8 protein-coding genes are annotated in these 11,968 nt (G+C 45.5%); 2 read left to right on the forward strand and 6 right to left on the reverse strand.

Going from position 1 to position 11,968, the window contains the following annotated elements; genetic code table 11:
• Positions 1–25 precede the first annotated feature (25 nt).
• The 4 genes from H8S51_RS17730 to H8S51_RS17745 form a co-directional block, all read right to left on the reverse strand.
• Positions 26–2,734, reverse strand: a complete 2,709-nt coding sequence (locus H8S51_RS17730) for an alpha-mannosidase (RefSeq protein WP_055194654.1) — start codon at positions 2,732–2,734, stop codon at positions 26–28.
• Between the two features lie 122 nt (positions 2,735–2,856).
• Positions 2,857–4,146: a glycoside hydrolase family 125 protein gene (locus H8S51_RS17735; protein ID WP_118590578.1), complete on the reverse strand. Its 1,290-nt coding sequence runs from the start codon at positions 4,144–4,146 to the stop codon at positions 2,857–2,859.
• Between the two features lie 14 nt (positions 4,147–4,160).
• The gene (locus H8S51_RS17740) at positions 4,161–5,246 is read right to left on the reverse strand and encodes a GntR family transcriptional regulator (RefSeq protein WP_118590576.1); all 1,086 of its coding nucleotides are present in this window, start codon (positions 5,244–5,246) and stop codon (positions 4,161–4,163) included.
• Between the two features lie 43 nt (positions 5,247–5,289).
• A complete protein-coding gene (locus H8S51_RS17745) occupies positions 5,290–6,234 on the reverse strand; it encodes an ROK family protein (RefSeq protein WP_015522416.1) in 945 nt (314 codons plus the stop codon).
• Positions 6,235–6,438: 204 nt separating this feature from the next.
• Between H8S51_RS17745 and H8S51_RS17750 the strand changes: the two genes are divergently transcribed.
• Both H8S51_RS17750 and H8S51_RS17755 read left to right on the forward strand, forming a co-directional pair.
• The gene (locus tag H8S51_RS17750) at positions 6,439–8,604 is read left to right on the forward strand and encodes a methyl-accepting chemotaxis protein (protein ID WP_118590574.1); all 2,166 of its coding nucleotides are present in this window, start codon (positions 6,439–6,441) and stop codon (positions 8,602–8,604) included.
• A gap of 209 nt (positions 8,605–8,813) precedes the next feature.
• Positions 8,814–10,964 carry an ATP-binding protein gene (locus H8S51_RS17755; RefSeq protein WP_015522413.1) on the forward strand — a complete coding sequence of 717 codons (2,151 nt, stop codon included), beginning with the start codon at positions 8,814–8,816 and terminating at the stop codon, positions 10,962–10,964.
• Positions 10,965–11,122: 158 nt separating this feature from the next.
• Here H8S51_RS17755 and H8S51_RS17760 read toward each other — a convergent pair whose 3' ends face one another.
• Both H8S51_RS17760 and H8S51_RS17765 read right to left on the reverse strand, forming a co-directional pair.
• Positions 11,123–11,548, reverse strand: coding sequence for a hypothetical protein (locus tag H8S51_RS17760; RefSeq protein WP_015522411.1), 426 nt, complete (start codon positions 11,546–11,548; stop codon positions 11,123–11,125).
• 24 nt (positions 11,549–11,572) lie between these two features.
• Positions 11,573–11,941 carry an MmcQ/YjbR family DNA-binding protein gene (locus H8S51_RS17765; protein ID WP_015522410.1) on the reverse strand — a complete coding sequence of 123 codons (369 nt, stop codon included), beginning with the start codon at positions 11,939–11,941 and terminating at the stop codon, positions 11,573–11,575.
• Positions 11,942–11,968 lie beyond the last annotated feature (27 nt).

Genomic DNA, 11,968 nt, shown 5'->3' on the forward strand with positions numbered 1-11,968 from the left:
GTCCTTTTTTGTGCGTCATCTCTGTTTATGCTCTCCATCCGATCGTCCGGATCTCATGTTTTCCTAATACGATTTCCTTCTCTTCTTTCTGTAACTGGTCTTTTTCCAGCAGATCATAGGTATAAACTTCAGGCTGTGAGACAGAAACCGTCGTCTCTTCATCCGAAAGGTTGCAGAAACGCAAAATCACATTCCCGGTCAGCATACTGTGTTTTAATGCTGTCGGAACTGCCTGTAAATGTTTCTTTTCTACAAACCGGTAAGTCTGCGGCAGGGTTCCCGTCTGTCTTTCCATTCCCGCGGTCTGCCAGTCTGTCTGGAACTGGTATGCCTCCTCGTAGGAATGATAAAGTTCCTCCCCTGCGCCATGCGGGATGATCTCATATTCCGTGGTCTTTTCGCCCAGGCACTGTGCTTCCGGTGTTAAAAATACACCCCAGTCTCCCAGCTCGCGCACACCACGGTGAAGTGTTACTGCGATCGTATTTTTTCCGTCACGCAAAATCTCATACTCTGCAAGACCTTTATTGGCGATGGTGAGTCCATATGCATCCTCATGCACATTGACAAAGCACTGCTGATGCTGGGCATTGCAAGGATTTTCCCATGTATCTGCCGGTACGTTCGGGCGTTTTGCCACCTCAAATACAGAATCTGCGTAATGGAAATCTGTATGTAATCCCGTCTCAAAAAGGACGCGCAGACGGTGGTCTTTGATCTGGTTATTGAAAGCGGTCTTTACTTTCAGTCCTTTTCCGTGCTTCTCTAAGGTATACTCTGTCACGATCTCAAATGGAACCAGATGACTGCCTCGGGATGCCTTGCGGTGTTTAAACTCTACAAGATCCTCGATCTCTCCTGCCAGCGTCTCATCGGCTGCATCCGGGAGCATCATCGTATGTTTTACACGGATCACGGCGCGGCATGCGTTATCTTCTGCCACTGTGATCTCTGCTTTCGTCCCTTTTGTCGTCACCGGTACGTCATTTACCGGGGCAAAGAAAATATATTCGTTTCCGATATCCCCGCAGTCCTCAAAGATACCAAGTCCCCTGTATACATGACCTGTCTTTTTATCAGTCAGTTCCACAGAGCCATCTTCATTAAAGTATGCCTTTAAAAACTCATTTTCCAGTGTATTTTCTGCTGTGATCAATGACTCCACAGTATTGATACATTCTGCACTTGCATATTCTGCACTCTGATGTCCCGCTGCCTCTGCCAACACATAAGTGTCCCATCCAAATGCCGGCACATCGGCTGCTTCCATGGTGATCTTTACGCGTTTTGCAATATATGGCTGGCGGAATTTATCTTTTGGCAGGTCATAATTAAAATGATTTGCAATTTCAGTGACAACCGCCGGGATCTCTCTTCCGTCTTTGTCAAGTACACGGTATTCCGGGAGTTTCTTTTCATGCATGCGCGCTGCCACTTCGGCTACCGGCGCTTCACTGAAATACATGCGGTCGGTTTCTAACTCCAGTTCCACAACGCCTGTGCGGTCCCAGCCGGTCGTATTGACAACGACAAACGGAATGTTTCCTTCCTTCACTGCACTGGTATCGATCTTTCCTTTCAGATAGTCCATACACATGGAAATGATGTGCAGCGCCACCTGTTCTGCCTTTTCAAAACGGGTTACCATCTCACGGTGTACGTCATCCACGCTGCATCCGCAGATACTGTCGTGCGGATGATTCTGCATCAGAAGTTTCCAGCCATAGGTAAACAGATCCTGTGGATATTCCATACCCTCTTTTGCCGCAATCGCAGCGAGCGGTTCTGCCACTTTCTCAAATAGCATCTCACAGCGGACATTCCACTGTTTGATATAAATGCGGGAGGATGCTGTGTTCGCTAACGTATACCATCCATCCGTTTTCTGGCTGCGCAGCTCGCCCGTGATCGTGTTCAGATCGTCCGGCAGTTCCTTTTTTACCTGCTCCACATAATCGGTAAAATTAGAATGTACGAACTCCACATCCGGGTATAGCGCATTTGCCGTGCGGATGGCAGATGACAGATCGGTCTGTACCGGCTGATGGTCACAGCCATTCATGAATAAAAGCTGGTCCGTACTTGCATAACGCACAGCATCTGCAAGTTTTTTATCCCAGTATTCTTTTGACTTTTCTTCTTCCACCGGCACTTCCACGCCATTGTTGTACCAGTTTGCAAATAAAATGCCAAGCACCGCAGATCCGTCTGCTGACTGCCAGTTCATCTCGGAATAAGTGGACTCATAGGCTTCTGTTGTCTGATTATTAAATCCGGTCGGTTTTACACCTCTTCCGAATACCGCCGTGTCAATGCCTGCCTTCTTTAAAAGCTGCGGCGCCTGTCCCATATTTCCAAAGGAATCCGGGAAGTATCCGATCTTTGTCCACTTTCCGCCAAATTCCTGTGCAAGTTTATAACCCATCTGTAAGTTTCTGACATTCGACTCGCTGCTTGTCAGAAATTCATCCTGCAATACATACCATGGACCGATTGCAATCCTGCCATCCTCGATCAGCTTCTGCAGACGTGCACGGTTTTCGGGCCGTACCTGAAGATAATCTTCCAGCATGATGGTCTGCCCATCCAGATGAAAACATTTATATTCTTTATCTTTTTCCATGGTATCAATCAGCGTATCCATCATTTCAATATAAAGCATATGATGTTTTTCATATGGAAGATACCATTCTCTGTCCCAGTGTGTATGAGAAATAATATGCGCTTTTTTCATAGTAGTCTCCATTCCTGCCCGTATCTCAGGGCATCACAAAAGTCTCCATTCCTGCCCATTTTCGCCCCCCTGCTTTTCATTCTTATCACAGGTTTGTGCGCAGGCACAAATATTTTTCGTTTTTAAAGGGTAACTTTCTGTCCGCAATAGTCCAGTACAAGTTCACAGAATACGGAATTTGCCCAGGAAAACCAGGGACGTGTAAAATCATCCGGGTGATCCACATGGAATGACTCATGTACCAGATCTGTCCCCGCATCACAGGCTGCGATCCTCTCAAGCATTTTTAATTTTTCTTCCATGGAGTCAGAGGTAAGTCCCTGCATTGCCAGAGCCATCGGCCAGATGAAACGTGTGTATGTATGCGGGCTTCCGATTCCCTTCGCGCACTCTCCACTGAAATAATACGGGTTCTGGTCGCTTAGGATCACTTTTCTGGTGTTCCGGTATCTCTCATTTTTATTGTCGCAATAGCCATAGTATGGCATCGCAAGAAGGCTCGGCAGATTTGCGTCATCCATCACAAGATACTGGCCAAAACCATCTACCTCATATGCGTAGTATTCCGTCTTCTGTGCCGGAAGAATGGCAAGTGTCTCGATCGCATTTCTCACTTCCTCTGAGAAAGCATCTGCCTCTTCTGCCAGTTTCTCATCATGGTAGATCTCACGGGCGATCTCTGCAATATTTCCAAGGATCACAGAAGCTAACATATTTGACGGGATCAGATATCCATAGACACAGGCATCATCACTCGGACGGAAACCGGACCAGATCAGTCCGACATTGCTTTTTACCAGCGCACCTTTTCCGTCCCTTGAGAGGGTATCGGTAAAACTGCAGTTTTCTCTTTCAAATGTATACGGGGAGGCATTTTCATGATCCTGTTCCGTGCGGAATACGCGGATCACGGTTTTTGCGGCTTCTAACCATTCTCCGGTAAACTGCTCCGTACATCCTGTATTCTTCCAGAGCAGATAGGAAAGCTGCACCGGATAGCATAAGGAATCGATCTCATATTTCCGCTCCCACAGCTCCGGTTTCATATCCGTCTTGTCATGATCCCAGCACTGTCCGTCGCCGTTTTCATTAAATGCATTGGCATATGGATCTAAAAGAATGCACTGCATCTGTTTTTTGATCAACCCGCAGATCAGTTCCACAAGCTCCGGTTCTTCTTTTGCAAACAATAAGAACGGGCGGAGCTGGCATGCCGAATCGCGCAGCCACATGGCAGGGATGTCCCCCGTGATCACAAATACCGTGTCATCTTCTTTTACTTTAATGGTCGTCTGCAGCGTATTCGAAATACATTTTTCAAACATGACAGCGATCTTGCTGTCTGCACCAAATTTTTCTTTTACAAGAGCGACCGTACGCTCGATCGCTGCATAATTTTCTTTTACTTTCATCTTATCCTCCTGTTTTACACGATCCCCGATATCTGATAAGGGATCAGAATATCTTCGGTCTGTTTCTTTCCGGCTGTAATTTCCTCTAAAAGCGTGACTGCCTGCTGTCCCATCGCAAATTCATTCTGCCGCACATGGATAAAGTCATCCTGCTCATAGACCTCATCAATGCCGTCAAATACGGCAATCGTTTTTGAGATTCCCCGCTGTTTTAAATATTTTGAAAGGAGTACCCCGATCCGGTATTCAGCGGCAATATATGCCGTACAGTCCCTGTTTTTTTCCAGGATCTCCGCAATCTGCGCATAGTCAAATTCCCGGTATTCTTTTTCGATGTCCTCTGGAATGTGGTTATATTTTTCCAGTTTTGCAAGTGCCCCGTTGGCATCCTCATATTTGAGCATACAATGGACAAATCCTTCGTAGCGCTCATGGATCGTTGTCGTCGTGACGGATGCATGCGTCAGAAAACAGATTTTTTCATGTCCCATTGCGATCAGCTTTTTGGTGACTTCTTTCGCCGCTTCATAATTATCCGTTCTGACACACGGGATCGAAATGCCCTGCATCCGCCGGTCCACAAGCACCAGCGGATAACCAGCCAGCGCCAGCTCTAACACCTTACTGTTATAATTGTCCCCCTGTGCACAGAGAAGCAGAATACCTTTTACTCCCGCACGGATCGCCGCGTCGATCGCCTGTTTTTCCTTTTCGATGCTTCCATAAGTACACTTAAACAAAAGGTCTAACTGTCTCCTGTCACATTCACTCTCGATCCCCTGCAAAAGCCGTGTGCCAAAATCGCTTCCAAACCCGTCGAATATCACACCGATCCGCTGATTGGCTGCCTCCTGGCTTTCTTTTTTTATCTCCACAACAGCAGCGGGCCTGCACACAAAAGAACCTCTTCCCGGCTCTCTGTTGATCTGATTTTCTTTTGCCAGCATATCCATCGCCTTTTTCGCCGTAATACGGCTTACACCATAAAGCTCTGCTAACTCCTTCTCCGATGGCAGCCGGTCCCCCGGCTGGTAATCTCCACTCTGTATTTTTGCAAGCAGATCCCCATAGATCCGCTCATACATAATTGTTTTTCCCATTGCCGCCTCCGTTATGCTTTCTGTGACACCGTGCACTACAATTTTACACTACCAGATTTGCTGCTCCGATGATCCCGGCATCATTTCCAAGTACAGAGGTCACGATATCCGCAATATGTCCATGGCTGCCACCGAAACACATATCCTTCACCAGATCCTTAAGCGGTGCGGTCAGATTGTCTTTCTGCGCAGCAACTCCTCCGCCAAGGATCACCTTTTCCGGCCGGAATGTATTGATCACATTTGCAATCCCGCATGCGAGATAGCCCTCATATTCTTTTACAGTTTCCATGCCGGCTTCATCCCCGGCTTTTGCAGCGTCAAACGGGATCTTACCATTCATCTGTTCCAGATCATTCCCACACATCTCATTCATGATAGACTCCGGATGCTCTGCTGCCTTTTCCCGCGCGATCCGAAGAAGTGCAGACGCAGAGGCATAGGCTTCTAAGCATCCTTTTCTTCCGCAGGTACATCGGATGCCATCATAGCGGATAGACAGATGTCCTAACTCACAGCCTCCCGGCATCGCACCACGGAAAATCTTTTTATCCAGGATCACTCCACTGCCCACGCCGGTTCCAAGTGTCAGAAGCACTGCATTTTCTGCACCTTCCGCCGCACCGGCACATACTTCTCCCAACGCCGCAGCATCCGCATCATTGGCAATTTCAATTCTTGTATCCAGATGTTTTTTCAGTTCTTCCACGATTGGTACATTTTCCCAGCCAAAATTATTAGAATACAGGATCACTCCCTGCTTTGCATCGATCGTTCCCGGACTTCCGATTCCAATCCCCCCGCACTGTTCTAATGTCATGCCTGCATTTTCAAGCATCTGCCGTACGGCATCTGCCATGCGCTCCACCAGCGTCTGATACGGCACCGTCAGATCGGTTGGAATCGTAATCCTCCCAATGATCTTGTTTTCCTCATTTACCAGCCCCATTTTGATGGACATACCGCCCATATCGATCCCCAGCTTCATTTTTTCCTCCTTTAGTATATCATTTGTATATCATTTAGATTTATTAATATGTCATATCAGAATCAAATATATCATTTTGTTGTGTATTTGTAAAGATAAAGCAAAAGCATTCCATAATTTGCATTGTATAATTATAAAAAAAGTGTTACCATGGTACTAAAATATTATTAAACCTTTTATTTCCAGAGGAGGAATATCTTTAAAATGTCAAAAGACAAGCAACAAAAAAACAAAAGTAACACCGGTACAGCCTCCGCTGTACTGCAATTCCACGACCGCCCGCTTGCATACAAGCTGTCTGTCGCTGTCGCACTGCTTCTTGTCATCTGTATGTCTCTTATGATCTTAATCAGTGCAGTCATCGCCGGACGTTCCTTAAACAAGACCGTCAGCGGTGAATTTAACGGCATCGCAACCGAGAATGCCTTAATAGTACAGAGTGTGATCGATACTGCTTCCAACACAGCAACCACGATCCAGAACTACATGCTTGACCGCTATGACGAGTATTCGAAAAACGGATACAGCGGCGAAGTGGCAAAGAGTGAAGTCTATGACGTCGACCTGCAGGAAATGAACAAAAGGATCGAAGAATTTTTAATCAGTATGGCTGCTTCTACCGTAACGAACAATGAAGCCATTGATGGTGTCGGTGTCTTCTTTGAACCGAACGCATTTGATCCTGCGGTCAAAGATTACACTGTCTATGTCAGTGTCGATGATGCAAAAAACGGAACCGTACAGAGCTATGGAAGTTATGATTCCTACGGATCACAGGATTACTATAAGAAAGCTGCAGAGACCAAGCAGGACTGCTTTACCGATCCATATGAAGATCAGGGTATCAACATGGTCAGCGCTTCTTTCCCGATTGTCTATAATGATGAAGTCCAGGGTGTAATCCTTGTAGATATCAATCTTGCTGCATTCAGTGATATGTTAGTCTCCACAGACTCCAAATATCCAAGTATGTATGTGGACATTTACAACGCAGATGCCATGATGGTCTTTGACAGCGAATCGACAGACTGCATCGGACAGTCCTTACAGGATCTTTTGTCTGCAAAGGATTTTGCAAAGATCCAGTCTGGTATCGACACCAAATCAAGTTTTACGGTCAGCACCAGAAAGGCAAGCAACCATCGCCAGATCGTAAGATACTTTACGCCAATTGATGCTGCCGGACAGACCTGGTGGGCTGCAAGTGCACTTACCAAAACAGATTTAAACCGCAATACATTGATACTCGTCGTAATTATGGTCTTACTTGCCATTGCAACGGTACTTATCATTATTGTGATCAGTTCACGACTGCTGCGTAAATATATCAAGCCGATCGATGACGTTGTCACTGTGGCAAGCCAGCTTTCCGACGGTGATTTCAATGCTTCTGTACAGCCGACCTACCATGATGAGATCGGTGGACTCGCAGAGACATTCGATGTAATGGCTGCACGTCTGCGTGAAAGTATCAAAGATATTACCCGTGGTTTAAAAGAAATGGCAGCCGGCAACTTTAACATTGCAGCAGAGGCAGAACATGTCGGTGATTTCAAAGAGATCGAAACCGCCCTCTCAACCGTACTGGTTGACTTATCCAAAACGCTCCGCGAGATTGGAGAAGTATCCGAGCTGGTTGCTTCCAATGCCTCCCAGATTGCAGACGGTGCTCAGTCCCTGACCGAGGGTGCTACCGATCAGGCAAGTTCTGTGGATGAACTGCAGAGTACGATCATGAATGTATCTGAACAGGTACAGATCAATGCCCAGAACGCTAACGCAGCAAATGAAAAGGCAAAAATCGTCGGTGATGAGATCACAAAGAGCAACGAGCAGATGCAGCAGGTCGTACATGCAATGGAGACGATCAACGAAAGCTCACAGCAGATCAGCTCGATCATCAATACGATCAACGACATTGCTTCCCAGACAAACCTGCTCGCCTTAAATGCTTCCATCGAGGCTGCCAGAGCCGGAGAAGCCGGAAAGGGATTCGCTGTCGTTGCAACCCAGGTTGGAACACTTGCCGCACAGAGTGCAGAAGCCGCAAAGAATTCCAGCTCTCTGATCCTGCAGGCAATGAATGCGGTTGACGAAGGAAAACAGATCGTCGATGACACCGCATCCAAACTGATGGAGTCTGCAGGCAAGACAAACGAGCTTGTTGAAAACATTGCAGAGATCTCCAACGCTTCCGAGAATCAGTCTGAGGCCCTTGCCCAGATTTCCGAAGCTGCAAACCAGATTGCCGCAGTTGTACAGGAAAATACAGCTATGGCAGAAGAGAGTTCTGCAAGCAGTGAGGAACTTGCTGCCCAGTCCGAAAAACTCAAAGAACTGATCGGTGCATTCCAGTTATTGGAGATGTAGACCGGATACAGTACACTTTAACCATTTTTAATCATGGGATCAAAAATATCCCTGTACAAATCCTTACAATATCAGGATTGTACAGGGATATTTTTATATCCACCAGTTCTTATAATCTGCAAATACAAAAACTATTTCTCCCTTTATTTTACTAAAGTGATATAATGAATAAATATAGGATTCACACCGTTCATACGAAAGAGGCTTACATGAAGAAAAAACTGCTCAGCAAAAAAAACTTTTATCTTGAGATCACGGCAGTACTCATCCTTGTCATTACATTTGCCCTGATCCGCTACACTTCCATTGTCCAGAAAACAGCAACGAATCAATGCTTCAGTATCTTAGACGATTCGAGGACGCTGCTCGGGCAAATGATCACCAATGAAATGCAGACAGAGCAGGAGCATTTAGAAGCCGCTTCTGCTCTCCTTGAAAATCTGCTGCCTGATTATGACAACAATGAAGAAATGATTCTTCAGATCATGAATGCCTCCAGTGCAGATAAAACTTACTCCCACTGGGAAATCTGCCTTCCGGATGAAAGAGTTTTTTACAGCGATGGAACCCAATTAGAACTCGGACCGAAATACTCCTTTCAGGAACGTGTGCAGGAAGGTTTTTCCGTTTCTGAGCGGAGAACGGCATTGAAAGACGGAAAATCACAGATCATCATGCTCTCAAAATGCATTTTTCATAACCGAGACTGTGTTGGTATTTTATCCTCCGTCATCGATCTGAATTCATTTTCCAGGCTTTTTCAGGCAAAGGCTTATAACGAGGAATCAGAAATTATGCTTTTTGAGCGTGGAACCGGCGATATTTTAATCGACTCATGGCACCATAATCTCGGAAATATTTCGGATAGCAACGGAATCACAGCCCTCGACGGATATGACTGGAATGAAGTCGCTGCCAATTACGATGCCGGCAATTCCGGACATGCCGCCTTTCTCTCCGAGGAAAAAGGCGAAACCATGTATCTGTCCTATGCCCCAACCGGTTACAGTGACTGGGAGATCCTCGTATTTGCCCCTGATTCCGTCTGCATGGAGACCGCAAATACAAGCAAAACACTCACTTACCAGACTATATTTTTTATTTCGCTGGCATTTTTCATTTTTTTGTCTCTTATCATCATCGGTGAAAAACACCGCGCTCATTTACAGGCAGAACGCGAAATACAACTGAAAGATGCTTTGGAAAAAGCAAACCGCGCCAATGCTGCAAAATCCGATTTTCTTTCCAGAATGTCCCACGATATCCGCACACCGTTAAATGGCATCATCGGCTGTCTTACTATTGCGGAGGCGAACAAAAACAACCCGGAACTTTTAGACCAGAACCGGAAAAATATGAGAGTTGCCGCAAATCATCTGCTGACACTGATCGACGATATTTTGAATATGAGCAAGTTAGAGGATAACAAAGTAGAACTGGCGCACACTGCATTCGATGTACGGCACCTTGGCAACGATATCTTAACGATTACTGAAATGCTTGCAAAAGAAAATAACATTACACTGCACTTAGACAGCAGTTCTTATAACCTGCCGCATCCATATGTCTACGGAAGCACACTGCATGTACGGCAGATTTTTGTGAATATCTTAAATAACGCTGTAAAATACAATAAACCAGGTGGGGAGATTTATGTGAAACTGGAAAGTGGTGCCTGTGATGAGAAAAATATTTCATATATCTGTACCATTCAAGACACCGGAATCGGCATGAGCCCTGAATTTATGTCACATCTGTTTGACCCGTTTTCCCAGGAAAAAGTAGATGCAAGAAGTGTTTTTCAGGGAACCGGTCTTGGAATGTCAATCGTGAAATCACTTGTAGATAAAATGAACGGAACCATTGAAGTAAAAAGCGAACAGAATGTCGGGACCACCTTTACCGTGACGATCCCATTTGAGATTGCTCCACAGGAAGCTGTTTCCGAAGTCACGGATGACAGTGCCGTCACTTCGATCCGCGGTGTCAAAATCCTTCTTGCCGAGGACAATGACCTGAATCTTGAGATCGTCACAGAATTACTGGAACAACAGGGTGCCATTATCACCCCTGCCCGCAATGGGAAAGAGGCGGTAACTATTTTCGAAAATAATGCCCCCGGAACGTTTGACGTGATATTGATGGATATCATGATGCCTGTTATGGACGGACTTGAAGCCTGCAGGACCATCCGTTCCCTAAACCGCCCTGACGCTTCCACGATCCCTGTTATTGCTCTGACTGCAAATGCCTTCTTTGAGGATGCAAAAAAATGTCTGGATGCCGGTATGAACGCCCATCTGACAAAACCGATCGATATGAAAAAAATGACGCAGACGATCGGAAACTTTATAAAATAATAGAATGCACGCTCTTGCGGACATTCTTATCTATGCCGCATCACCTGATTATTTTCATGCGTATCGATCCGCAGATGATGGATGCGCTCCATATCCTCTTTTTTTGCCTTGCGTATCTTTATCAAATTGTTATCCATTGCCAAAACCTGCTCTTATTTTTATATTTCCGGTTTTACCTTCTGTTTTCTGATCGCTATAATGACAAAAACCATCTGCACAGTCGCCAGAAGCAGAATCACACCATTTCCCAGAAATGCATAGCTGAAATGTGGTGACTCTATGGTTGCCAGATAGCTGAGAAAGTAACCCGCCGACAGCATAATAGCCGCCATGCTCACAGCAAGAATGTCAAAAACCAGCGCTGCTATCTGCCTTTTCCCAAGACACCCGACAGACACCATCAGTAAGATTGCCGGCGTAAAATACTGCACTAACAGACAGAAAAAAAACGATAACACAATATTGATAAGTATCTCTCCACCCTCAGCCGGTTTTGTAAACGCATCTGCAATCACCATTCCGGCACAGGTCAGTCCTGTCAGTATATATAATATCTTTTTTAACGCTGCATAATCTGATCCCATTTTCACTCTTCTCCCCATAACCAATCATACATTTTCCAGTATCTGTTTCTGCACTTTTTTGCTGAAACTGTGCAATACGGTATCATATGCAAAATCTATCATATTATAAAGTTCCTTCTCCGGGAAATCATCCAGATAGATCGTATTCCAGTAAGGTTTCTGAACCCTTGAACAATGATACCCTTCCACGATCTTATCCGGATAGACCATCCGGTAAAACTGTGCTGCATCTGCCGTACATTTTAATGTAATTTTATAGTTTTCCTCATCCGGATATAACTGCGCAAATATTTTATCATTCAGTTTGTAGCAGACCGGCACTTTCCCAAACGGGTATGTTTCACATGCCTTGTGCTTACTGAGACAATATGCTTTGATATCTTCTGCCGTCATATATTTCGCCTCTTATTTCTGTTTTTC

It is taken from the genome of Roseburia rectibacter, assembly GCF_014287515.2.
Lineage (GTDB): Bacteria > Bacillota > Clostridia > Lachnospirales > Lachnospiraceae > Roseburia > Roseburia rectibacter.

Excerpts from the sequence above, each read along its gene's own strand:
- H8S51_RS17735 (WP_118590578.1), bottom strand. The coding sequence starts at position 4,146 with ATGAAAGTAAAAGAAAATTATGCAGCGATCGAGCGTACGGTCGCTCTT.
- H8S51_RS17755 (WP_015522413.1), top strand. The coding sequence starts at position 8,814 with ATGAAGAAAAAACTGCTCAGCAAAAAAAACTTTTATCTTGAGATCACG.
- H8S51_RS17745 (WP_015522416.1), bottom strand. The coding sequence starts at position 6,234 with ATGAAGCTGGGGATCGATATGGGCGGTATGTCCATCAAAATGGGGCTG.
- H8S51_RS17760 (WP_015522411.1), bottom strand. The coding sequence starts at position 11,548 with ATGGGATCAGATTATGCAGCGTTAAAAAAGATATTATATATACTGACA.
- H8S51_RS17730 (WP_055194654.1), bottom strand. The coding sequence starts at position 2,734 with ATGAAAAAAGCGCATATTATTTCTCATACACACTGGGACAGAGAATGG.
- H8S51_RS17765 (WP_015522410.1), bottom strand. The coding sequence starts at position 11,941 with ATGACGGCAGAAGATATCAAAGCATATTGTCTCAGTAAGCACAAGGCA.
- H8S51_RS17740 (WP_118590576.1), bottom strand. The coding sequence starts at position 5,246 with ATGGGAAAAACAATTATGTATGAGCGGATCTATGGGGATCTGCTTGCA.
- H8S51_RS17750 (WP_118590574.1), top strand. The coding sequence starts at position 6,439 with ATGTCAAAAGACAAGCAACAAAAAAACAAAAGTAACACCGGTACAGCC.